Origin of the sequence: Acinetobacter pittii (genome assembly GCF_034067285.1) — a bacterium.
GTDB classification, from domain to species: Bacteria; Pseudomonadota; Gammaproteobacteria; order Pseudomonadales; family Moraxellaceae; genus Acinetobacter; species Acinetobacter pittii_E.
The window spans coordinates 2612888-2637005 of sequence record NZ_CP139286.1; the positions used below are offsets into that span (position 1 = coordinate 2612888).

Consider the following 24118-nt stretch of genomic DNA (forward strand, 5'->3'; position numbering starts at 1 on the left):
CAGGATTTCCTTTATGGCAGGTGCTTTTTATTGTTGATGTAAATATTTGGCAACTGTTTTGGCTTTGTTTGCATCACTCCACCAATATTCTATCCCAGAAGAAAGTGCTGGTTTAACTTTAGGTTGTTGATACATATTCCAATAAGCATACCAGTTTTCACCTTTACCATAGGTCGGAATTTGATAATAACCAGCTCTAAGCAACCGATCGAGAATGCGAGTATAAATAATCTGTTGTTCACGGCTTTTACTTGCAACAAGTTTAGAAATCACTTGATCAATTACGGGATTGCGAATACCTGCATAATTATAATTTCCATCCTGCGCTGCGGCTACACTTCCCCAAAACTGAGTTTGTTCATTGCCTGGGTTGAGAGATTGCGGCAGATTCATTGTGGTCATGTCAAAATCGTAACGACGAGTTCTTTCTAAATATTGCGGAGCATCGACCTGACGCAAATTAACTGCAATACCTAACTTTTTTAGGTTACGAATAAAAGGTAGAAGTGTTCGTTGTTTACCATCTTGCTGAATTAAAAATTCAAGCTGAACTTTTTTTCCTTCTGGCATAAATAGTTGCCCTTCTTTAACTTTATAGCCAGCTTGTATCAATAATTGCCGGGCAGTTAACAAATTCTGACGGTTGAAGCCACTCGCATCCGACACTGGATATTTCCAGTCTGCTAAAACACCTTGTTGCATGAGCGGAGATAACTTAGGCAATAACCGTTTTAACAACTCTAATTCAGTTTTTGAAGGTCGACCCGTTGCTGCTAATTCACTATTTTCAAAATAACTTTGAAGACGTTGATATTGTCCATAAAACAAGGCTTTATTCTGCCATTCAAAGTCATAGGCATAGGTTAAGGCTTGTCTAAAACGGATATCATTTAAAGGTTTTCGTCTGGTATTAAAAACATAACTTTCAGTGGCAATCGGGTTGTGGTGACGAAATTTATATTGAGTAACCAGTCCTGCTTTTACGGCTGGAAAACGGTAATCTGTTACCCATTTTTTAGGATTAGTTTCTTCATGCAAAGTGTATTGCCCAGATTTAAATCCTTCAAAAGCAATATCCCAATTTCGATAATACACATATTTTAATCGGTCAAAATTATAACGCCCCTTGTTAATAGGCAAATCTTTTGCCCAATAATTTGGGTTTCTTTTATAACTAATGCTTCTACCGGCATCAACTCGTTCAACTACATATGGCCCCGAACCAATAATCGGTTGTAGGGTAATTCGGCTAAAATCTCTTGTTTGCCAATCTGCTTTTGAATAAATCGGTAAGGTTGCTAAAATGAATGGCATTTTAGGATTATGGGTAGACTTAAAACTAAACTTTACCTGATGGATGTTTATTACTTCTGTTTTTGCCAAATCAGCAAGATACATCTGTAAACCTAAATTGGACTTCGTCTGATAGGCATCAAAGCTAAATTTAACATCTGCCGCAGTGACTGGCTGTCCATTACTAAAACGAGCCTTAGGGTTTAAATAGAAAGTAACAGACTGCGTTTTTTCTGGGTCATAACTCACTTTCTCAGCTAAAAGTGGATATAAAACTCCGACCTCATCTAGCGACTGGGTCATTAAAGTATCAAAAAGATAATTAACGCCCTCTGTAGCATTCCCCTTACCATTCATACTATTGAGGTTATCAAAAGTTCCTTGGGCTGCCTGACTTAACAAACCACCTTTCGGAGCGTTAGGGTTTGCATATGGCATAGCCATCATTCCCAAATATTTAGGCTTGGAATGAATCGCTATATATGAGGTGGTTTGCTGTGCAGAAAAAACTGCATGCGAAATGACACTGAGCCCGACTAGCAGGCTCAGTTGAAAAGATGATTTATGCATAAGTTGCTAATTATTTTATAAATTAGGCACTTTAATTACATCACCAATGCGAAGCTGAGTAGAAGGCGTTAGATTATTCAGCTCAGCCAAGAAATTGGTTTCTAAACCATATTTACTTGCGAGGCCAATTAACGTATCCCCGCGCTTCACTTTGTATTCCACCACAGTTTTTGGAATCACAATATTCTGGCCGCGCTGTAAGTTAGCACTTGCTTTTAATGCATTCATTTCAGCAAGTTCACGCACTGAAATACCCGCACGACTCGCAATACTATTTAAAGACTCACCAGATTTAACAGTATATCTTTCAGTATTTTTACCCGCCGCAACTGCTTTAGTTGAAGTCTTGGTATCTACTTTAGCTGATTCTACTGTAGGTACATCACCTGTTAGCTTTAAACGTTGCCCTACACGAACGCTACTGGTACGTGAAAGACCATTTAATGAAGCAAGGTAGTCCAACTGTAAGTGATAACGGTTAGCGATATTACCTAAGCTATCACCAGACTTAACCGTATAAGTTTCTGGTGTTTCTTCTTTGGTATTTTTAGAAGCTTTGCTTGGTTCTTCTTCTTCCACTGTACCTGTGAGTTTTAAGCGTTGACCAGCGCGTAAGCCAGCCGTACGAGACAAACCATTTAAGTCAGCCAAATAGCTAGTTTGCAAATTATATTTACTCGCAATCGCATTTAAGCTATCGCCAGACTGTACAACGTATTGTTCAGGAACACTTAAGCCTGCTGGTACTTTTAACGTTTGACCAAGCTGTACATGGCTATTTGCTTTTAAGTTATTTAACTCGGCTAACTCAGCTAGGCTAATTTTTGATTTGGTTGCAATACTCGATAAAGTATCACCACGTTGTACTTTATAGCCTTCTGTTTTATAAGAAATATTTGCTGACGCTTTCTCAGTTTTAGTAGAGGTCTTAGTTTCAGCTACTTCATCTACAGTAATATCTTGTGTAGGCACATTAATTTTTTGGCCGACCAACAAATTACTACCTGCTGTTAAACCTGGGGTTAACTCAGCAAGTTCCTGATTCGAGAGCGCATAACGATCTGCAATTAATTTCAGGTATTCACCACGCTTCACAGTATAGCTCTTAGTTGCTATACGTTTTGCACTTGCCTGAACTGCTTTTGGCTCGGCTTTAGTACTTGAGCGGCTATTTTTTGGTTCTTTTAACTGTAGTTTTTGCCCTACAAATAAGCCATCTGTCACTGATAAATCGTTATATTCAGCCAATTGTCTTACTGACAAATTAAACTGGTTTGCGACACCACTTAAGCTATCGTTAGCCTGAACCACATATACATCAGGTTTAGCTGTGCTTTTCGAAGTCGTTTGAGTTTCTTGCGGCTTAGCGTCATAAAGATAAAGCGTTGAACCAACATATAACGTTTTTTCAGGGTCAATCTGGTTCCACTTCGCAACATCGCGCCAGTTTACGCCGTTTTTCATCGCGATAACGGCTAAAGTATCACCCGGTAAAACTGTATAGGTACTACGTTTACCTTTAGGCTGCACAACCACTACATCTGTATCAGTTTTAATGTAAGGCTTATCTTTATTGCGCTGGCCATCTTCAGAGTTAGCTACAGTCACGTCTTCAGCTAAAGTTTTTGGATATGCGAAACCTTTACTTACTTCTTTACCTTGTTGCTCTGCAACCGATTGACTCGTTTGAATCGCAGTTAACTTAATTTTGCCGTCATAAGGATCAACAATTTCCGTTCCTTGTGGGGCAAGAGCTTTCAACTCAGCAACCACCTGATCTTTTTCAGCCTGTGTTGGTTGTGGCTCTAAAGCTTGCTGAACTGTTTCTTTCTCACCTTCAGCTCGAACTGCCGCTAAAATCTTCTCACGCTCTGCAGCCGAGATTGGTGGCTCCGTCTTCACTTGCTTAATGTTTGCCGCTGGTGTCACAGCGACAGGAATACGTGGAGCACTCGGTACATCAGCTGAAGCTGCAAACGCGGCTAAAGCATCAGACCCGCGAGGTGTTGAAGTTTTTACTGTGCTAGAGCTACTTGTTGTTTTAGTAGGTGTTGACGGTTTAACTGGTTGAACCTGATTTGCAGGTGTTGTCTTAATTGTTACCGAGGTTGAAGCACTTACATCTGGCTTAGATGGTGAAGTCACATTTGCCCACCAACCTGAACCGCCACCCGATTTAAGACGTTTTAATTTATTGTCAATTGAAGGACTTAAATCTGCTGGAATCAAGATACGCATTGGACTTGCAGGGTCTACCATTTCACCACGATATCCCGGGTTTAATGCATAGAGTTCCGAACGGCTTAATCCAGCTACAGAAGCAATTTCGCTTAAAGATAAAGGTGCAGATAAAGTCACTTCACGGAAATGGGGTCTATTTGCAATTGGTGGTAAAGAAATACCGTAAGCTTTTGGGTTTTTAATAATTTGGGCAACAGCCAAGAAACGTGGAACATAGTTCATGGTTTCTTGAGGTAATTTTAATGACCAATAATCTGTTGGTAGGCCAGCTGCCTGATTTCGGTTAATCGCCTGTTGAATACGTCCAGGACCTGCGTTATAGGCTGCTAAAGCGAGTTCCCAAGAGCCGAATTGGTTATATAAGCTTCCTAAAAACTCATACGCTGCACGGGTCGACTCAACAACATCTCGACGCCCGTCATACGTACCTGTTTGCTTTAAGCCATAAATACGACCAGTACTCGGAATAAACTGCCATAGACCTGCTGCAGCTGCACTACTTGTTGCAGCTGGGTCATATGAACTTTCAATTACAGGTAATAATGCAAGTTCTGTCGGCAATCCGCGGCGTTCAGCTTCTTTAACTGTATGATACAAATAACGACTTGCGCGAGCACTTAATCGATCAAGGTAAGGCTGACGAGAAATAAACCAACTACGCTGAGCTTCAATACGTGAATCCCAATGGTTCAGATCCATTTTGAAACCCACAGACATACGCTTCCAGACATCACCGTGCTTTAAAATAAGCAGACGGTCACCCTCTACAGCACGCATATCAGTTGCTGAAAGTAAGTCTTCCAACGAATCAAGACTACTCGCATCTAAATAACCTGCACCACTGACCTGTTTTGATTTTGAGGTTTTTGCAGATTGCGGAGTCGATGAACAGCCTGTTGTAATACCCAACGCAGCTAACGCAGAGCTAAGTACGGTAATTTTGAACAATGATGCTGCAGATGGCTGCCACACAAATGTGGTTGGTTTATACATAAAAACTTCCAAACAACTCGCGTAATATTTTTTTGGGGTCTGCCCACAAACCCTGGGTCTTCGATGCCATTGTAGTAAAGCATGCAAGATAGACAAGGCAATAATTTAATGTCATTTGCATGGAAATGTTACAAGAAATTAAAAAAACCTTGCTTTGATACGATGGAACCGAACTTTTTGCGTATACAATACACCATATTCAGTTCTTTTTCTTTTAGTTTAGGTTTCGATTTATGTCTCAAACAATCACACTGTATGTTGATGGTGCATGTCGTGGCAATCCGGGTTTAGGTGGTTGGGGCGCATATGTCATTACTGAGCAGGGTGAACATAAATTATTTGGTGGTGAGCCTAATACGACCAATAACCGTATGGAACTCACTGCTGCCATTGAAGGTGTTTCATTTTGCCCAGCCGATGCTCACTTAATTATCTGGACAGATTCAAATTATGTGAAGCAAGGTATTACTGAGTGGATTCATGGCTGGAAAAAGAAAAACTGGAAAGATGTAAAAAATCCTGACCTTTGGCAGAAATTAGATGCTGTCTGTGCAGGTAGAAATATAGAGTGGAACTGGATTAAAGGCCATGCAGGACATCCGGGCAATGAAATGGCAGACCAGTTAGCTAATTTAGGTGCAGACAAAACTGCTAAAGAACTCAAGCAACCACAGTCTGCCACTGTACCGCAAGATATAAAAAAGCCTGAACAGGACTGGTTACTAGACGACCCTTTCGGATTTGATCTGGCAGAAGTAACTGAAGAGGAAAATATTCACCTTGAGGCAGTTGAAGAAGTTGAGATGATTATTGAAGATGAAGAAGTTATCGAAGTTGAAACTACTGAACAAGAAAGTAAGCAGATAAGCAAAAACATTCATCCTCAAATTGTTGTGACCGAAGCCAAATTAAAATTACAAGGTCCTCGCCAACTGATTCTCGATACAGAAACCACTGGTTTTTATTTCCAAGATGGTGACCGTATTATCGAGGTGGGCGCGATTGAGATGATTAACCGTAAGCTTACCGGTAGCTCAATTCATATTTATATTAACCCACAAAAACCAGTGGGAGATTCAGAAAACGTCCATGGGATCAGTGATGATTTCTTAAAAGATAAACCGCTCTATGCGGATATTGCAGACACCTTGTTTGATTATCTCAAAGGTGCAGAGATTATTGCCCATAACGCAACCTTCGATATGAACTTCCTTGATATGGAGTTTAAACGCGCAGGACTTCCTGCGCTTTCTGAAGTGTGTGAGGTAACGGATACTTTAGCTTTAGCGAAGAACAAACATCCCGGGCAAAAAAACTCTCTTGATGCACTCGTAAGACGTTATGAAATTCCGGCACGTGACCGTACTTTCCACGGTGCATTACTCGATGCTGAAATTCTTGCTGATGTTTATTTAGCAATGACTGGTGGTCAGGTTTCTTTTGATATAGATGCCTTATCTCAGAGTGAAAATAGCCAGCAAACAACCAATAGAAGTAGAGTTCAAATTGACCTCCCTGTAATTTACCCTTCTGAGGAAGAGTTAAATACACATGAGACTTGGGTCAAAGAATATGAGGAAAAACACGGAGAACCTTGCCTTTTTGCAAAATAAATTTTTGATTCTTTAGTGTTTTTAGCTTTTCCCCTTTGCAAGTTAAGTTATATTAGTCGCATAGATTTTTAGCTCAATTTAATGAGCACTACGAATATAACAATTGATTTTTTTGCAAAGGGGAACGTTTATGTCTGAGCATACGTCGATTCATTTCGATCCAACAGCCTTACTCATCATTAAACATGAAATTGATCGTTCAATAAAACTGGTTGAAGGTGCTGTAAGTACCTTAATTGAAGAACAAACTCTCCCTTTTGGTATTGATGATGCATTAGAACAGTTTAAGCAATGCACTCAAGTACTACGCTTAATTGATATCCCCTATCTTGCAAAAATCACTCAATATTCAACTGAGTTGATGCAAAAAATTATTGCGAATCCAGCACAAATTAATACTGATGATGTCGTTGCCTTAAGCGAAGGCACGACCATGGTAAAACGTTATATTGAATTTATCTGTTTGCGCGAAATACAAGTTCCACAGTTTCTTCTTACGACCTTAAATAATTTAGAATTAGCTTTAAATAAACCACTGACTACATCAGGACAGGCTCTTGTTCCCTTACTTGCAGATACTTCGCTCGAACTGCCTTCGCCTGAAATATTAATTAGTGAAAAAACTCAGTTCATCCATCAACTCTATAAATTATCTCTACATCAATTTTTAAAAAAGACAGCATCAGCTCAGAATTTTCAAGCCTTTAAACTTATTGCAACCTATTTGCTCAGCATAGCGAACACTCAGCCAAGCCAACAATATTGGCAGCTCGTCAATTATGCTTTTAACCATATTGATGACCTACCTTTAAATGATTCACGCCTACGTGTACTCATTAATATCGAAAATCAGATTGGTCAGTTCTTAGCAACTCCGGAAACTTTCAAACCCGATTTAGCGGCACTTGCTGATATTTTAAGTATTGTCATTGCTCAAGAAGATGAGATTGCCCACCATATTCGCAACCAACTTCATATAGGTGAGGAAACACCAACAGATACTCAATTACTCGTTTTAAGTCGCCATCTTTTTGGTCCTGACTTTGACACGATGCACACCGTCAGCCAATTAATCTTGGATGAAATGAATAAAGTGCGTAATGATATTGAGTACAACTATCAAAATATGTCGTCTGAAAAAGCACAGCAACTCCAAGCGAGCCTTTTACAGCTGGCCTATACCTTTAAACTTCTTAATCTAGATGACGCCTCATCTGCACTTTCTCAGCAAGCTACTAGTTTAAGTCAACTTAACATTTTAAGTGATGAGAACTATGCGCAGCAGCTGATGAACAGTATTTTGTCGGCCATGAACTCAATTGGTATTTTAGTACGTCAATTCACCTCGAATCGTTTACAACTTAATGTGAACAATACGGATATTTCTTTAGATCGTCTTGATGAAGCACACCAAGCCTTGCTTATTGAGACAAAAAATTTAATTGATTTTATCTGTCAAAGTCTGACTTTGTATGCAAATGATCAAACACAAAATATTGAAGCAATTGCAGGTTCGTTAAAAGAGTTAGCGGGTGCAGCCGAATTTTTAGGAAGCACGATTCAACAACAAGCTTTACTCCACACTGCTCAATTTGTTCAAGAGCAACTTGAACAAAAACAGCCTTTTAATACAGACCAAATTCACTGTATTTTTAACGTATTAGCCGGTATTGACATGTTAGTTGACAATTTAAAAAATAAACAACCTGTTCTACAATCCATGTTTAATGTAGCATTGTCGAGTAGTCAACAACTTCAAAAAAAGGCAGCTTAATGTCTGAATTATCACTTGCTTATATTTTCCATCATCAACAATTACTGGTTGACCAGAACCTTCAATTACCCAAAGTCGAAAAGTTAGCAAGTGATTTACTTTTCACTCATGATGAGCAGGTCATTGCGCGTGACTTGCTTGCTGAGGAACCTATTCCCGAAGGCTTACAACTTGTCCCAATTCGCCAGCTTATTACCAGTTGGTCGAAAGAACAGTTTTTGCAAGCGAGCCGAGCTGTTCAATTACTTGAATGGCGACGTAACCATAAATTTTGTAGCCACTGTGGACATCCGACAGAAGTTCATCCAACCGAATATGCGATGGTGTGCCCTTCTTGTCGCTATCACCAATACCCTCGTGTAAACCCTTGCATTATTACCGTCATTACTCGTGGTGATGATGAAATCTTACTAGCGAAGTCAGTTCACAATAAAACCAACATGTATGGTTTGATTGCAGGTTTTGTTGAGGTGGGTGAAACACTTGAAGAAGCAGTACAACGTGAAGCTTTCGAAGAAGTCGGTTTAAAACTCAAAAATATTCAATATATGTCAAGTCAGCCTTGGCCATTCCCAAGTAACCTTATGGTAGCTTTTCGGGCAGAATATGAGTCGGGTGAAATTAAGCTTCAAGAAGAAGAAATTGCAGATGCACAATTCTTCAAAATTGATCAATTACCTGAGATTCCATTTAAAGGAAGTATTGCTCATTCAATGATTATGCAGATTACCCAAGCTGGGTAATCTGCTGTGTTTTAAACGAGACTTTCGTTTAAAACACTTCTTCAAGAAAATGTAAGATCGTTCTTTTCGTTCTAAAGTAATGGCTAATAAAACTAGAAAGACTAGCTAAAATTGTAATATGGCCAGTTTTAGGAATCACGGCGATATGGCTGTGATTTCCACTTTGTCTTAATGCGCGATCCAAATCTAATGTATTTTCTTTACCGACAAGCTGATCATTTTCAGCCATGAGCAAGTAATGTTTAATACTATTTTGGTTGACGAAATAGTATGGCATCACCTCTTGATAAGAAATACTTTGGTCAAAAGCATCTTCAGCTAGTGGGTCACCCTTATAATCAAAATGATAAGGTCCGGCTAAACCAAAAATTGCCTTAATATTACCTAAACACTGAATAGGGTTTGGTTTTGGATGATAAACAGCAGACATGACATTAAATGCCCCTGCCGAGTGCCCCATAAGTACAATATTTTCTGTAGAGATTTCCAGCTTTTCTTGGTTTTGATGTAAATAATTCAATGCCTGAGTCAAGTCATCAACAAAACTTGGAAAAATATTTTTAGGCGCTAATTGATAGTTAATAACTGCAACGTCATAACCTTCTTTAGCAAATGTCTCGCCAATAAAAAGATAATCTCGCTTATTACCATGCTGCCAAGCACCACCATGTACAAAAACGATAAGCGGCTGATGTGCTAATTTTTTAACAGATCGGTAAATATCCAAACGGTGACGCGGTTTTAAACCATAACGGACATTGGCAACCTGTTCAAAACCATCTTTAGGCGTAAAACGGTTTAAAGCAAAACTCCCCAAATCATAAAGGCGGAACTCTTTATAAAGAGTTCGCGCCTGTTCAATTTTGCTTTGTAGTTGTTCAATCAGATTCATATATTACTGTGCATTCGAAGCTGGATCTGTTTGGTCAGGATCAATTGCAACAGGAGTTTGAACTGTTGGTTGAGCAATGACGTTATTAATAACCGGAGTAGCCGTTGCACTTGTAGTACTCGCTGCTGGTGCAGGCGCTAAATCAACGTTATCAATTAAAGTAACAATTTTAGTTACGTTACCCACATTTTGTAAGACGCTATTCAAATCATTAATTTCAGCAGTATTTAAACGTCCCATGACATAAAGTACGCCGTCTTCGGTATGTACGAGAACCTTACTATCAGAAACTACAGGTGCCTTCATTAAAAGCGCACGTGTATTGGCAGTTACACCCGCGTCTTGCATAATCGTGTTGTAGCTGACTTTATTACCAACGGTAATGTAGTTATGTACAGCTTTCACATCGCTCATGGCTTTAAGATTATCTTCTGCCAATTGTTTTAAATATGGGTCTGGCACTTGTCCTGTTAATAAAACAGTACTGTGGAAGCTTTCGATATTAATACGTGACTGCTTAAAGCGCTGATCAAGTTTATAAAGGTTGATATTTGCTGTACGTTTAATTGAAGAGTCAATGAACACTTGGCCCAGACTGCGGACACCGCTGTCTGTTCCGACTGGAGCTGTGCCTGTTCCACCAGAAATAAAACTTGCGCAACCCGATAAACTTGCGACACAAAGCATTGTTACAGCAATACGGTTTAACACTCCACCAGACTCCTATCAATCTTTTCTTGGCTTGATCATAAAGCATCAGACTTAAATTTGCTCAAAAGAGTAATGAACTCTTAATCCAAAGTAAATGCATTTTCGATCCATTGCAGATCATAATGGAATTTTGAAAAGTCTTGCTGTACTGTTTTTGCAATTTTCTGTGGAAAATCAAAACAAATCACATCAAAACGACAATAAAATTCCTGATAAGATGGATAGCGCTGTAAAAAACGCATCGCAGTTTTGATAATTTTCTTCTGCTTTGTCCCTGTCACCATTTCACAAGCTTGCCCATAATTTCCTATAGTACGTGCCTTTACCTCCACAAAAACTAGTTCTTGCCCTCTTTTAACAATCAAATCCACTTCACCACGGCGTGAATGGTAATTGCTTGTCACCCACACATAGTTTTGTGCTTGTAACAGGCCTAAAGCCGTTTGTTCTGCCCATTTACCTAACTGCTGTGCTAATAACATTTTTATCTTCCCCAAGTTAAAAGTAGCATCACATATTTTTATGTTTAAGTTTTTGTTAAATCTATCTGTATTTTCTGGCTTAAATTGAACAAATGAAAATCACTTCATTTTCGAAAAGCCAAGGTTAGCAGACATTGTTCACGCCCAAATCATAATTTCGGGTAAACTACCCGATTAAAATTGTTTATCTGTACGGAGTAAAACCAAATGAGTGCTCAGTTATTCGTTGTAGCCACCCCAATCGGGCACTTAGATGATATGACTTTCCGTGCAATTGATATTTTAAAATCAGTTTCTATTGTCGCTGCCGAAGATACACGTCAATCAGCACAACTATTTAAGCACTATAATATATCGACTCAACTTACTGCATGTCATGATCATAATGAAAGCAATAAAATTGAGCAGTTAGTTCAAAGATTACTTGCGGGCGACAATATTGCTTTAATTAGTGATGCAGGTACACCGCTTATTAGCGACCCCGGTTTTAAATTAGTTCGTGCTGCTCAAGAACATGGTATTAGAGTTGTGCCTGTGCCTGGTGCATGTGCGGCAATTGCTGCTTTAAGTGCAGTTGGTTTACCAAGTGACCGTTTTAGTTTTGAAGGCTTTTTACCATCAAAAGCTTCTCAACGTATTTCTCAATTGGAAAAACTCAAAAATGAAACTCAAACCTTAATTTTCTATGAAGCACCACACCGTATTTTAGAATGTGTAAAAAATATGGCAGAGGTATTTGGTGAAAATCGCCCAGTTGGTTTCGCACGTGAAATCACTAAAACCTTTGAAACTATCAAAAAAATGACCTTAAAAGACTTGGTCAGCTTTATTGAAAACGACCATAACCAAGAAAAAGGTGAAATTGTACTTGTAGTTGGCGGCGCACCAGAAAAAACAGATCTTGAACAAGAAAAACTAGATGAGCTTTTAAAACGCTTACTTCAAGACTTATCAGTTAAAGCAGCATCTCAACTTGCTGCCGATTTAACAGGTATTAAGAAAAAAGTTGCTTATCAACGTGCGCTTGAGTTAACCCAATCTTAAACTTATCTCAATATTTGTTTTGCTGACTGAACAATCGTTTCAGTCAGTGCATCAAGTTGCTTCGACTGCCTTTTCCAATGATGCCAATATAAAGGAATATCAAGTTGAGCCTCAGGCATAATATCAACAAGTGTTCCGTTTTCTAGTAATGGTTGAACCTGTAGCTCGGGCACCATGCCATACCCTAAACCTAGTTGAATTGCTTTAACGAAAGCATCTGTCGCTGGAATAAAACTATAAGGATAACTTTGCATCGGTAAACCGTATCCCTTTAATAAAACCTCCGAATGCATTAAATCTTTATGGTTAAAAATAACTGCTGGCGTTTTTCTTAAAGTTTCTCGGTTAATTCCACCACTAAACCACCGGTTTACAAACTCGGCCGATGCCAGCATTTTATAGCGCATTTTACCAAGAAGCTGAGCTAAGCAACCCGCCATAACTTGCTCTTCTGCTGTAATACATGCATTGACCTGTCCCGTTTCAAGCAAAGTATGTGTGTGAGATTGATCGTCAATTTTTAGTTCTAATACAATTTTTTCTTTAAAAAGCGTTTGCTGAATGCATGGTAAAAGCCAAGTGGCTAATGAGTCTGCATTTGAAGCCAAAGCAATTTTATAAAATTCAGATTCGGAAGATTTCCCCATTAAACCTTGTAATAAATTTTGCTCCATCAGTCTGGTATGACGTAAGTGTTGCAATAAAGTTTGCCCTGCTTGAGTGAGTACACAGGGACGCCCACGTATGATTAGGATCTGCCCTAAATATTTTTCTAAGGCCTGTACACGTAACGATACTGCCGACGGAGTAATATATAAATGCTCACCTGCTGCATCAAAACTCCCTACTTCTGCTACAGCCAGAAAAGCTTCACATTGTTTACTATCGAGCATATCAAACCTAAATTATTTTTAGCCAAACCTAAATATTCTTAATTTTACTTATTTTTTAATAAAAAGACAGATAATTCCCCCATCTGATTTTTTCAAACTTACTTATTGTCATGTTATCTCTTAGTATATTTTTTAAAGGTTTCGGTATTGGTAGCGGGCTTATTGTCGCCATTGGAGCTCAAAATGCTTTTGTTCTAAAACAGGGTCTGAAACAACAATACGTATTTTGGCTATGTTTAATTTGTGCATTGTCTGATTCGATTCTAATCGCTTTTGGTGTATTAGGTTTTGCCGAAATCATGACTGCATCACCAATCCTAATTACTGTTGCCAAATATTTAGGGGCAGCGTTTTTATTAGTCTACGGTGCAAAAGCATTCTATGCTGCATTTAAAACTACCCAAGGCATGGAGCTTGATAACGGTCAAAAGCAGACTTTAACCCAAGCATTAGTGACCTGTCTTGCCTTTACTTGGCTTAACCCCCACGTCTATTTAGATACTATTGTTTTGATTGGTTCTGTAGCAACCCAGCTAGAAGATAAAATTAGCTTTGCTTTAGGCAGTATTCTTGCTTCTTGGATCTTCTTTTTCAGTTTAGGTTATGGTGCAAAATTATTGAAGCCGTTATTTACCAATCCTAAAGCTTGGAAAATTTTAGATTTCATTATTGGATGTATTATGTGGTGTATTGCCCTAACACTTTTGTTTTAATAGCTTAAAAGTAAAAAAGGATCCTATAAAAGATCCTTTTTTTATTGCTCTTTATGATGCTTCACTGCCAAGCACAACTCTTGCCTGTTTTCTTTCTTGCTGTGACTGTTTTATAACAGCGTAGCCGGAGGATACTCCCAAGTAAGCAATGACAAAGGCAACCAATAAATCGGGAAATACACTGCCCGTTCCAAACACTCCAACCGCCGCTAAAATTACAGCAATATTGGCAATTGAGTCATTTCGACTACACAACCAAACAGAGCGCATATTGGCATCACCATCACGAAATGCATAAAGCATAAGGGCGACGGAAACATTAGCAATTAAGGCTATTACTCCAATTGCCCCCATGACCATTGGTTCCGGTGGAACTCCATAAAAATATGACCAAACCACTTTCGCAATGACAAAAACGCCGAAAGCTACCATCGTTATTCCTTTAAGTAGTGCCGCTGTCGCACGCCAATATAAACTCATCGAAAGGACGACTAAAGATAATGCATAGTTTGCTGCGTCTCCGGCAAAATCTAATGCATCTGCCCAAAGTGAAACGGATTGGGCTTTGTATCCCCCCAAGATTTCAACCACGAACATTAAGGCATTAATTATAAGCGCAATCCATAACGCTTTTCTAAAACGTGGACTGACTTTCTTGGTAGGAGAGCATGTTGAAGCACAACCACATCCAGCCATTTTATTTCCTCAAAAACTCTTTTATAGTGATTAAAAACCCTCGAGTAACTCCAGAGTCAAGTCTTATGAGTCTTTCTATTGGTCAATTATCAAAAAAAGCGGGTATTCCAATTGATACGATCCGTTATTACGAAAAAGTAGGTGTGCTGGAGCGTATTCAGCGTTCAGAAAATAATTATCGTGTTTATACGGAGCAAACTCTTGCGGACCTTTTATTTATTAAGCATTGCCGTGAATTAGATATTTCTCTCAACGATATTAAAACGTTAAAAGAAATGAAAGCTCAGCCGAAACAGGCTTGTACGGAAGTTGATAATTTGGTGAATAAATACTTGATTGAAGTATCTGAAAAAATCGAACGATTATTACTTTTAAAAGAATCTTTAATTGATTTAAAACAGCACTGCTCTACCAATCGAACAGTAGATGAGTGTGGGATTTTGAAAGAACTTCAAAACGCACCTTAAAAATAAAAAAGCATCACTCTTGTGATGCTTTTTAGAATTAATGGTCGCTATGTTCATCTGGAGGAACTTCGGTAATTCTTCCCCCTCGAGCTAGAAATGCGGCAACTTCATCTTCCAACGCTTGGCGCTGTTTTTGTTTAGCAGTCACAGTCAGCGTTTCTGCCTCAGCAATGTCAGTATCATTAATACTGCTTGCTTCTTCATCAGCTGCACCGCTTTCAGCTGCCTTTGCTTCATCTTCATCTACAGCAGAATCTTCTGCATCTTCATAATCATTGATATCTGACATTTTTCACTCCCCAGAATGATTTCTATTGCATCATCGCTATGGTTCCAAGACCTCAGAAATTTAGCAATCTCTTTGCATTTAGCAAAGAGCCAAATTGGTCAAATGTGTATCTTTTTCAACCCAATTGGTAATGATATATAAATGATTGCTTAAAAAATATCTACTGATATTTATTTAGACCAGTAGAGCATAAACTACGTCATTATTTTAACGACTATACTGGGTGTTTTGTAAAGACCCTAAACCGTTTGCTTGTTGCATAAAACGCTCTTTTAAGAAGGAAATTTGTTCAACTTGCTTGAGTCCAACATTACGAGCCCAGATAAATGGAAATAGCTCACTACTTTCCAACCAGCCAATTGCCGACATGCTATGCATCATTGCATCATTTTGGCCTTTACGGCGATGCTCATAACGCAACAATGTCTGTTCATTTGCCCATACACCTCGTGCTAAGTCATGTAGTAGTGCATCACAGAGTACAGCTGCATCTAGACAGCCAATATTTACCCCTTGTCCAGCAAGTGGATGAATAACATGTGCTGCATCTCCAATTAAAGCTAAACCAGCTTTAACATATTGTTTTGCAGCGCGAGCTTTAAGCGGGAATTGTGCTCTTGAACGAACGTCTAACACTTCACCTAACATATGCTGACTTTCTCGAGTTAAAAGCTGCATAAACTCATGATCAGTTAAAGCTGAATATTCATCGGCATAATCATCAGGTAATGTCCAGACAATGGATTGCCAGTATCCATTCTCACTTTCTTCAAGGCTAGCCATCGGCAAATATGCTAAAGGCCCGGTCGGTAAGAAAATTTGGCGAGCCACATAATTGTGGGGTTTAGATGTTTTAATGGCACAACTAATCGCTGCTTGCTTGTAATCTAATACGTCTAGATCAATAAAAGCCTGTTCACGTACAAATGAATTTGCACCATCTGCACCAATAAGCAGCTTAGTTTTAAGTGTAGTACCATCTGCCAATTGAATGTGCCAACACCCAACGCCCTGCTCAATACGAGTCACACGAACTTGAGTACGATAATCTATTAGTTGCTCAAGCATTTTTTGTTGAATAGCAACATTCAATACACTTGGCTCAACCATAGAACCCAAGGACTGCTCCGGCATTGGTCTTTGTATGGAATCATGACCAAAATTAATTTCACCATAACCATTCAAGTTCCACACCTGCATGCCTGTATAAGGCATTTGACGTGCTAGATCATCCCAAACATTGACTGTTTTAAGTAAATGAATGGTCGCTTGGCTGAGGGCTAAAACACGCGGGTTCATCACACCCACTGTCTTTTCAACATCCAGTACAGGAGCAGCATCAAGCACAGTAGGCTGTACACCGCCTTGAGCAAGCAATAAAGCAGTTAAACCACCAACCAGTCCACCACCAACAATGACAACATCTAATATTTCACTCATGCTTTTAGCCCCATTGCATAGTTCGCTACCAGTGGCTTAACACCCGGAATGACATCAAATGCAATTAATCCCGTATTACGAATTAATTTTAATAATGGATTTTGGTTACTAAAACCACGAACCACAGTGTCACAGAACTTAATCACTCGTTGTTGGTCTGACAAGCGAGCGTGTTCATAGGCAAGTAAATTATCAGGGTTACCAATATCATCAGAAGCGGTTAGCTGGTTCACTAAATAACGCACCAAAACATCTGCGTCACGTAGGCATAGGTTAAAGCCCTGTCCGGCAACAGGATGGATGGTATGCGCTGCATTACCCATTAAAATAACGCGACCTACAGCTTGTTTATGTGCAAGCACTTGCGAAAGTGGATAACTAAAACGTTTGCCGGTTTTTTCAAATTTACCCGCTCGGTCACCGTAAGTTTGTTGTAAAGCATTTAAGAAGTGCTGATCATTTTCATCGCCTAACCACTCATCTTCAGTGCCTTTTTTTACAGGCCATACAACCGAACGGCGATATTCACCCGGTAAAGGCAATAAAGCTAAAGGACCTAATGCACTAAAACGCTCAAATCCTACTTGGTCATGAGGTTTTGAGGTCTGAACAGTTGTAACAATTGCAACCTGATCATAATCATGAACATCAACACCGACGCCAATTGCCTGACGACAAAAAGAGTCACGTCCATCTGCTGCGATTAGTAGTTTTGACTCAAGTTTTAAGACTTCTTCTCCACGCTTGGCTTCAATATGTACTTGTTCAGCATCTTGAGTTAAAGCAGTCACCTGTACGCCATCAATCAGCTCAATCAAAGGCTGCTGACGTACTTGAGTCAATAAAACACGGCCAAGCCAAGCATTTTCAATCACTTGCCCAAAGCTTTCGACTTTTTCTTGTTCTGCAATTAAGCGCGCCTTACCAAAACTACCTTGTTCAGTAATGTGAACTTGTAGAATTGGAGTCGCATGTTGCTGTAATGCATCCCACAACCCCAGCTTTTGGTAAATCTGTACACTACGACGCGATAAAGCGGTATTACGCGCATCAAAACTAGAATGATAAGGAGCAACATTTTGATCATCATAGTTTGGGTATTTCACAGCCTCTAACAGCTTTACTGCAATATTAGCCTTCGCCAGCATGAGTGAAAGGCTAAGTCCGACCATTCCCCCACCTACAATAATCACTTGTTGTTGCATCGAGTTGTGCTCCTTTGGCGAATACGTTTAATTATGATTTAGCTTGCGCCATTAAATGTTCAATATCTGCAATATTTTTAACTACATCAGCAGTTAAAACTCGTGGACCTTTCGATGTTGCGACTACATCATCTTCAATACGAATACCAATACCACGCCATTTTTTATCTACAGTTTCATCGTCTGGTGCGATGTATAAGCCTGGTTCAACGGTAACGACCATACCTTCTTCATATTGACGCCAGTCTTCACCTTTTTTGTAAGATCCGACATCATGTACATCCATACCTAACCAATGGCCTGTACCATGCATATAAAATTGACGGTATGCTTCGGTTTCGATGAGTTCGTTAACATCCCCGTTGAGCAAACCTAAATCCACTAAGCCTTCGGTTAAAATTTTAACTGCTACTTCATGAGGCTCACGGTATGAATTACCAATACGTACTGCATCAATTGCGGCATATTGAGAGGCCAACACAACTTCATATAATGCTTTTTGCTCAGCACTAAACTTACCGTTTACCGGAAAAGTACGGGTAATATCTGACGCATAGAATTCATATTCACATGCAGCATCAATTAAGACCAAATCACCATCTTTAAGTGGTTGGTTATTTTCAACATAGTGCAAAATACAAGCATTGGCGCCGCCACCGACAATACTGTTATAAGACGGGACACAGCCATTTTGCCCAAAAATATAATTGAGTTCAGCTTCAAGTGCATATTCCATCATACCTGGACGCACCATTTGCATCGCACGGGTATGTGCCTTGGCACTAATTTTTGAAGCAATTTGCATCAGCTCAAGTTCTTGTGGCGACTTGATTAAACGCATTTCATCAACAATACGGTCGAGCTGAATCAGTTGAGCCGGAGCACCTTGATGTCGCTGCTCAGCATCTGCTTTTTTAATCCACTGACTTACCCGTGCATCAAATGCAGCATTTTGCCCAATCCGATAATAAAGACGCTCTTTATTTAATAACTTTTCAATAATTTCTTCATCAAGCAGATCAATTGCATATGCTTCATCTGCATCATAGTCTTCAATCGCGCCATCAATTCCGGCACGGTAACCATTCCAGATTTCCATCTCGCGGTTACGTTCACGGCAGAAAAGACTATAACTATAGTCAGTTACATCCTCAAAGGTTTCAATAACTGCAACTGCTTCAGGCTCAGCAAAGCCCGTCAAATAGAAAAAACTACTATCGGCACGGAATTTATAATCCGCATCACGATTACGGTACATCTCCTCACGCGTTGCAATAATTGCAATACTGTTAGGACCCATTTTTTCTGCCAGACGGTCTCTACGATGTTGAAAATCAGCTTGAGGCAATTTCATAATGATCTACTTGATTTAGAATTTTAAAGTCAAAAAATAAAATACAACCAATAACACATCGCCTCAATTAGCTTGGGCGATGTGGTGTGAACATTTCTACAATATTCTGATCTGTACCTAGAGCAGCAGTTTTACTTTTTGCATGAAAGTTTTTCAATAAAGAACTTTCAGCTACAGTGATTTTTTTTCTGCCAATAGACAAGCTTACAGGGATTAAGCGTACAAATTCATACAATTCTTCGTAACTGCTTTCACCTTCCTCATCATTGTCAGAATCTTCAAATTCGACTGCTGCAACATCTTGAAGGTGTTCGATCAATTCGCGCTCATCACCGCGCACATGACCAGATGCTAAACCGAAACCTAATACAACACCTGCACACCAATCAGATAATGCTTGCACACGTTCTTGAAGTAGATGTTCATCGTCTGGAAGCATTGGTAGATAATCTAATTCGTCTTCCGATAAAGCATGAACTACATCTTCTGCTTCGTCAGTTAAAAGTGCTAAAGCATCTTCACTTAACTCTGGCACATTAAGGGTTGTTAAAATTTGTGACCATTCTTCACGCGTAGGCGCTTCTGTCACACAAACAATACCTGTTAACAAACCATGTAACTCACTAGGGCTTGAAATTTCTTCAATTCCTTCAAAATGAGCGTTCCAATCTGTCCAGCCTGAAATATCGTCTTGCATTCGTTTATCCAATCTCTATACTTTGTATATATTACCTTTGATTGCAATTCTGTGCGACCTCGTTATGTTAGAACAATTACAGCGGCTACAAGCGCATATTAGCGTTTTAAAAACACGCTTACATCATTTAGAGAGTGAACATGCGGCCCTCTCAGAAGCTAAAGAACTGGCTGAAACAGAGCATCACGCACAAGTTGTGCAAAAAAATAGTATTATCACTAAAAAACAAGAGGAAATTGAGTCGGTAACTGAGCAACTCACTCAGTTAAAAGGACAATTTCAACAGTTGAATCAAGATGCTAACACACTTGCTGAACGTTATAGCCGATTAGAAAAGAGCACGACTGATTTAAAAAATCGTTTTCAGGAAATTCTTGCAGAACGTAATGAATTACGTGTTGCAAAAGAAAAGTTACAAGCCCACCAGCGTCAAACCCAGCAAGAGCTGCATGATTTACAACAAGATCGTGATCGTTTGTTACAAAAAAATGAGCTTGCCAAATCAAAAGTTGAAGCGATTATTCAACGTTTGGGAATTTTAGGCACCGCTCAAGATCAACATGCCCAAGAAATCCAGCAGCTTGCCCATCCTAATGCTGAAACTGGTGAGGAGACCCAATCATGAGTGAACAAGTCATGGTAGAGCTTAGGCTGATTGAACAGACTTTTAGACTCGCTACTACCGCAGATAAAAAAGATGAACTTGAGCGTGCAGCACAGCTACTCAATGAGAAGTTTAATGACATGCGTCGTAGTGCGCCACGTGTTGAGCACAATAAACTGGTCATTATGGTTGCCCTACAGTTAACTCAAGAAGTGCTGAGCCTTAATAAATCTTTGCAGGAATACACTCATTGCGAACGCCTCTTGCAAACAATTTTAGAAGAAGTTGAACAAGTAGTTTAATCAACTTCTATCAATACAAAAATGCCTTGTATTCTAAAACATAGATGCAAGGCATTTTTATTGAGTGTAAAACTCCAGTTGAATATGATTTTCTGTACTCGAATGTACAAAGCTTCATCAAACGCAAACTAAGTTTACAGTTCCATAAACTCAAGTGATTGCCATCAGGGTCAGATCGGTTATACTTAAGCTATCTCTGGGATGTTCGCCAGCGGGTCTATTCCCCTGCCGATACTTAAACTTATGGATTGCGTTCTGTATATTTAGAGTGTATGCCTACCTTCGAGTAGGAAACCCAGCAAGTATACGTCGCGTCCACCTTGAACTCATCGGGTTCAGGGTAACGACACATGCAGCGGCATCTTCGGAGCATTTATTTTTCATTGTTGTTCAAGCACTGTTCATACCAAGCTGTCTGAAAATCTTCTATTGCTTTTCTTTTAAAGAAACCAGTTTTAAATACTTTCGCAGAATAAGCAGAATTAATTAAATCTTGATAAAGTTGTTTTGCTTCTGGATCTTCTAGGCCATTCGCTATTTGCTGCAAGTCTTCAGATGGAACTTTTTGTTGACGTGCCTCCATTACAGTATAAGCAACCTTTCTTACTACATTGCAAATTTGCGGATCACTTGCCGTTTCATCCGCATAACAACCACAAGCCAAAAAACTAAGAAAAAATAATTTAAACTTCATACACCTACCTTATTTTTATAGCTTTAAATTAATTAAAGAATCTTATTAATAAAAAAGAAATAGTGATTTGATCACTATTTCTTTGAAAGAGTTTTATGCGGGGTTAATTATATAAAAATAAATAACAAGACCCACTAAAATGGTTGATGCAATGGTTAAATAGGTTCCAACCGTATTAAAACTCTGTAAGAACTTTAAGATTTCCATATCTTGATCCCCAAACTATTACTTATTTAAGACAAAAGAAAATTTATCATAAGTCAATAATGCCAATCAATTCACACTTATCGGATTTTTTGAGATAAAACTCAATTAAATTTATTGATTACATTTAATCCCGAAAGCATCCTTATAGTAGTCAGTTGCACTTTTCAGATCAGATAACAACTTTTCTTCAGTATAAGGTTTAGGCGAAATTTTTATTAAAGCGGGCATGTATTGAGTTTTATAAACCTCAGGATAGTCATGACATAAAATTTTGACCTTAACGCCTTGAGGTGTATTTGGGTTATCTAACTGATCTAAAAACTCTCCGATTTTACGATCTGACTCTTCAAATTGGGCTTTATAATCAACTTCCGCTGCTTCAGGTTCTGCTTGTTTTGTACAGCCACCAAGTAGCATTAAAGTGCTGATAGTAAGGGTTAGAATTTTTAACTTCATAGGCTTAGTAATGCTGCATCAATCTTTTAAATATACTTAACCTTATTAAATGTAAAGAAATACTGGTAATACGTAAAGAAATAGAAATTTTTACCTTTAAATAGAATGTGTCAGTTCACTTTATGAATATTAATCCAATGAATTTAAGGTGCTTTTCTAATTACTCTTCTATTTCCATAAAGCTGTCAAAAAATAGGTATAATTTTGCACGACTGATCTCTAATTTCTTTAGATTTACCCCATGAATGAACTCAGCTTTATTAGAAAAAATTTAAGATCTAAAAGACGTTCTTTAACTTCATTTGAACAAAAACAAGCTCAGCTTGGTGTTCTTCATCATCTCAATACCCTTCCTATTTTTCATTCTTCAAAAAAAATTGGCCTATATTTACATGCCTTTGGTGAGGTTCACACAGAGCTTCTCATAGATCTATGTTTTAAAAAGAATAAACAAGTTTATTTACCGATGATTTGTTCTATGAATCAAAAATTAGTTTGGGTAAAAATATCTAGAAACCAATATATAAATCGACGATTTTCACATCATCCATTGGGCATGAAAGAACCTATTGCAAGTAGAGCAAAGCATGTGTCTTCTCTTGATTTATTACTTATGCCACTTTTAGCCTGCGATCAATATGGTACGCGTATTGGTATGGGAGGTGGTTATTATGATCGTACCTTGGCTACTGCAAAACATCGGCCTTATCGCTTAGGAATAGCTCATCAATTTCAATTTATTGAACATACTCTAAAACGCCAAAGTTGGGACCAACCCTTAGATGCCTTACTTACCCCACAACGTTTTTATTATTTTAAAAGATAATATTAGATAATATTTATGTAAAAATTAAAATCAGTCTTAATTTTTCGTGTTTCTAAAATCATAAAAGCAACCACCCTAAGGATGGTTGCTTTTACGTGACAGACCGATTTACCAAGTAATGTTAACACGTCTATTTGGTGCTAAACACTGAATGAGTTTTGCATTATTGTTACCTGAACACTGTTGGTATAAATCGGTCTGGCTATTCGCCCGAATTTGAATACGATTCGGATCTATCCCCTGTTGAACAAGTAACTTCGCAATCGTATTTGCACGCTGTGATGACAATTGATGGTTGTAACTGAATTTACCTAATGGGTCAGCAAAGCCAGAAACAATAATCGGCTTCATTGATGGGCTTTTTTTGATCTGTTCAGCAACTTTCTCAAGGTTATTCGTGCTTTGATCAATCGCTTTAGCATCAAAACGATCAAAGGCAAATAATACACTTGCTGTATGTTCGCTTATTAAATTAGTCTGTACTGGCATTTGGTTATTTTCACCCCAAGCCATCAAACCTTCACATGCTTCACCCTTCCAAGATAAACGTTCTGCTAAATATTGTTTATCAAAATCAATACGCAACTGACAGCGTTGGTATTGATTACTTTTAGGGACGCGAATATCCAACACATAGTTCCAAACTTTTACCGCAAATACCCCTTCGCTAAATTGTGGATTCCCTAATAAAGCTCGAATTTGGTCTTTATTTAATCCTGAATCTAAGCGCGCAACATCTTGGTATTCATAGCGCTTTACTTGCTTAAGGTAACTTTTTTCGATAGCTGGGAATTTAATTTCCTGTTGTTGAGCTGGCTCATTTGCAGAAGTTACCACTGAGAAACCAGCAAGAGTTGCCACCACTAAGCTTTGGATTGTTTTGTTCATCTCTTTACTCTCTTTATATGTTGACTAGGGA

25 protein-coding genes and 1 other RNA gene are annotated in these 24118 nt (G+C 38.7%); 10 read left to right on the forward strand and 16 right to left on the reverse strand.

Going from position 1 to position 24118, the window contains the following annotated elements:
* Positions 1-27: 27 nt before the first annotated feature.
* On the reverse strand, positions 28-1863 hold the full coding sequence (locus tag SOI81_RS12375) for an extracellular solute-binding protein (protein WP_320540851.1): 1836 nt from the start codon (positions 1861-1863) through the stop codon (positions 28-30).
* Between the two features lie 15 nt (positions 1864-1878).
* The gene (mltD, locus tag SOI81_RS12380) at positions 1879-5097 is read right to left on the reverse strand and encodes a LysM peptidoglycan-binding domain-containing protein (RefSeq protein WP_320540852.1); all 3219 of its coding nucleotides are present in this window, start codon (positions 5095-5097) and stop codon (positions 1879-1881) included.
* 233 nt (positions 5098-5330) lie between these two features.
* Here mltD and dnaQ point away from each other — a divergent pair, with 233 nt between their 5' ends.
* The 3 genes from dnaQ (at position 5331) to nudC (ending at position 9227) form a co-directional block, all read left to right on the forward strand.
* Positions 5331-6710: a DNA polymerase III subunit epsilon gene (dnaQ, locus tag SOI81_RS12385; protein ID WP_320540853.1), complete on the forward strand. Its 1380-nt coding sequence runs from the start codon at positions 5331-5333 to the stop codon at positions 6708-6710.
* A gap of 130 nt (positions 6711-6840) precedes the next feature.
* Positions 6841-8484, forward strand: coding sequence for a chemotaxis protein (locus SOI81_RS12390; protein WP_320540854.1), 1644 nt, complete (start codon positions 6841-6843; stop codon positions 8482-8484).
* On the forward strand, positions 8484-9227 hold the full coding sequence (gene nudC / locus SOI81_RS12395) for an NAD(+) diphosphatase (protein ID WP_005070517.1): 744 nt from the start codon (positions 8484-8486) through the stop codon (positions 9225-9227). The genes SOI81_RS12390 and nudC overlap by 1 nt, the downstream gene beginning before the upstream one ends.
* 28 nt (positions 9228-9255) lie before the next feature.
* Here nudC and afmiD read toward each other — a convergent pair whose 3' ends face one another.
* From afmiD to SOI81_RS12410, 3 genes are all read right to left on the reverse strand, one after another.
* Positions 9256-10119, reverse strand: a complete 864-nt coding sequence (gene afmiD, locus SOI81_RS12400; RefSeq protein WP_016141851.1) for an alpha/beta hydrolase — start codon at positions 10117-10119, stop codon at positions 9256-9258.
* Positions 10120-10122: 3 nt separating this feature from the next.
* Complete coding sequence (locus SOI81_RS12405) at positions 10123-10830, reverse strand: BON domain-containing protein (RefSeq protein WP_320540855.1); 708 nt, start codon at positions 10828-10830, stop codon at positions 10123-10125.
* 80 nt (positions 10831-10910) lie between these two features.
* Positions 10911-11312 (reverse strand): YraN family protein, encoded by a 402-nt coding sequence (locus SOI81_RS12410; RefSeq protein WP_320540856.1) that lies wholly within the window; start codon positions 11310-11312, stop codon positions 10911-10913.
* Between the two features lie 207 nt (positions 11313-11519).
* On the opposite strand from SOI81_RS12410, the gene rsmI reads away from it, so the two are divergent.
* Positions 11520-12356 (forward strand): 16S rRNA (cytidine(1402)-2'-O)-methyltransferase, encoded by an 837-nt coding sequence (gene rsmI / locus SOI81_RS12415; protein ID WP_081174889.1) that lies wholly within the window; start codon positions 11520-11522, stop codon positions 12354-12356.
* A 2-nt stretch (positions 12357-12358) separates the two neighbouring features.
* Here the strand turns inward: rsmI and iciA are convergent, their stop codons facing one another.
* The gene (gene iciA, locus SOI81_RS12420) at positions 12359-13249 is read right to left on the reverse strand and encodes a LysR family transcriptional regulator ArgP (RefSeq protein ID WP_320540857.1); all 891 of its coding nucleotides are present in this window, start codon (positions 13247-13249) and stop codon (positions 12359-12361) included.
* A 110-nt stretch (positions 13250-13359) separates the two neighbouring features.
* Here iciA and SOI81_RS12425 point away from each other — a divergent pair, with 110 nt between their 5' ends.
* Complete coding sequence (locus SOI81_RS12425; RefSeq protein WP_016141856.1) at positions 13360-13962, forward strand: LysE/ArgO family amino acid transporter; 603 nt, start codon at positions 13360-13362, stop codon at positions 13960-13962.
* 51 nt (positions 13963-14013) lie between these two features.
* On the opposite strand, the gene SOI81_RS12430 is transcribed toward SOI81_RS12425, so the two are convergent.
* Entirely contained in the window at positions 14014-14658 is a 645-nt protein-coding gene (locus SOI81_RS12430) for a cation diffusion facilitator family transporter (RefSeq protein ID WP_320540858.1), read from the reverse strand.
* Positions 14659-14723: 65 nt separating this feature from the next.
* Between SOI81_RS12430 and SOI81_RS12435 the strand changes: the two genes are divergently transcribed.
* Positions 14724-15125, forward strand: coding sequence for a Cd(II)/Pb(II)-responsive transcriptional regulator (locus tag SOI81_RS12435; RefSeq protein WP_262456158.1), 402 nt, complete (start codon positions 14724-14726; stop codon positions 15123-15125).
* Between the two features lie 37 nt (positions 15126-15162).
* Here SOI81_RS12435 and SOI81_RS12440 read toward each other — a convergent pair whose 3' ends face one another.
* The 5 genes from SOI81_RS12440 to SOI81_RS12460 all read right to left on the reverse strand — a co-directional run bounded on the left by SOI81_RS12440 (position 15163) and on the right by SOI81_RS12460 (position 20110).
* A complete protein-coding gene (locus tag SOI81_RS12440) occupies positions 15163-15414 on the reverse strand; it encodes a hypothetical protein (protein WP_002117665.1) in 252 nt (83 codons plus the stop codon).
* A gap of 207 nt (positions 15415-15621) precedes the next feature.
* Entirely contained in the window at positions 15622-16854 is a 1233-nt protein-coding gene (ubiF, locus tag SOI81_RS12445; RefSeq protein WP_320540859.1) for an FAD-dependent monooxygenase, read from the reverse strand.
* Positions 16851-18059 (reverse strand): 2-octaprenyl-6-methoxyphenyl hydroxylase, encoded by a 1209-nt coding sequence (gene ubiH, locus SOI81_RS12450; protein WP_320540860.1) that lies wholly within the window; start codon positions 18057-18059, stop codon positions 16851-16853. The genes ubiF and ubiH overlap by 4 nt, the downstream gene beginning before the upstream one ends.
* A gap of 31 nt (positions 18060-18090) precedes the next feature.
* Positions 18091-19413 (reverse strand): Xaa-Pro aminopeptidase, encoded by a 1323-nt coding sequence (gene pepP, locus SOI81_RS12455; protein ID WP_239976350.1) that lies wholly within the window; start codon positions 19411-19413, stop codon positions 18091-18093.
* Between the two features lie 67 nt (positions 19414-19480).
* Entirely contained in the window at positions 19481-20110 is a 630-nt protein-coding gene (locus SOI81_RS12460; RefSeq protein ID WP_005802891.1) for a UPF0149 family protein, read from the reverse strand.
* A 64-nt stretch (positions 20111-20174) separates the two neighbouring features.
* On the opposite strand from SOI81_RS12460, the gene SOI81_RS12465 reads away from it, so the two are divergent.
* From SOI81_RS12465 to ssrS, 3 genes are all read left to right on the forward strand, one after another.
* Positions 20175-20735 carry a hypothetical protein gene (locus SOI81_RS12465; RefSeq protein ID WP_016141862.1) on the forward strand — a complete coding sequence of 187 codons (561 nt, stop codon included), beginning with the start codon at positions 20175-20177 and terminating at the stop codon, positions 20733-20735.
* Positions 20732-21016, forward strand: coding sequence for a cell division protein ZapA (locus SOI81_RS12470; protein ID WP_016141863.1), 285 nt, complete (start codon positions 20732-20734; stop codon positions 21014-21016). Before SOI81_RS12465 ends, SOI81_RS12470 begins: the two co-directional genes overlap by 4 nt.
* Positions 21017-21206: 190 nt before the next feature.
* Positions 21207-21391, forward strand: a non-coding RNA gene (gene ssrS / locus SOI81_RS12475) — 6S RNA.
* Here the strand turns inward: ssrS and SOI81_RS12480 are convergent.
* The 3 genes from SOI81_RS12480 to SOI81_RS12490 form a co-directional block, all read right to left on the reverse strand.
* Positions 21390-21710, reverse strand: a complete 321-nt coding sequence (locus SOI81_RS12480) for a hypothetical protein (protein ID WP_239976349.1) — start codon at positions 21708-21710, stop codon at positions 21390-21392. The two genes, ssrS and SOI81_RS12480, sit on opposite strands and share 2 nt — an antisense overlap.
* Before the next feature lie 93 nt (positions 21711-21803).
* On the reverse strand, positions 21804-21917 hold the full coding sequence (locus SOI81_RS12485) for a hypothetical protein (RefSeq protein WP_239976348.1): 114 nt from the start codon (positions 21915-21917) through the stop codon (positions 21804-21806).
* Between the two features lie 111 nt (positions 21918-22028).
* Positions 22029-22373, reverse strand: a complete 345-nt coding sequence (locus SOI81_RS12490) for a hypothetical protein (protein ID WP_320540861.1) — start codon at positions 22371-22373, stop codon at positions 22029-22031.
* A 241-nt stretch (positions 22374-22614) separates the two neighbouring features.
* On the opposite strand from SOI81_RS12490, the gene SOI81_RS12495 reads away from it, so the two are divergent.
* Positions 22615-23199 carry a 5-formyltetrahydrofolate cyclo-ligase gene (locus SOI81_RS12495; RefSeq protein ID WP_239976346.1) on the forward strand — a complete coding sequence of 195 codons (585 nt, stop codon included), beginning with the start codon at positions 22615-22617 and terminating at the stop codon, positions 23197-23199.
* 108 nt (positions 23200-23307) lie between these two features.
* Here SOI81_RS12495 and tpgA read toward each other — a convergent pair whose 3' ends face one another.
* Positions 23308-24087, reverse strand: coding sequence for a trimeric autotransporter adhesin/peptidogylcan-associated protein TpgA (tpgA, locus tag SOI81_RS12500; protein WP_239976345.1), 780 nt, complete (start codon positions 24085-24087; stop codon positions 23308-23310).
* Between the last annotated feature and the right edge of the window lie 31 nt (positions 24088-24118).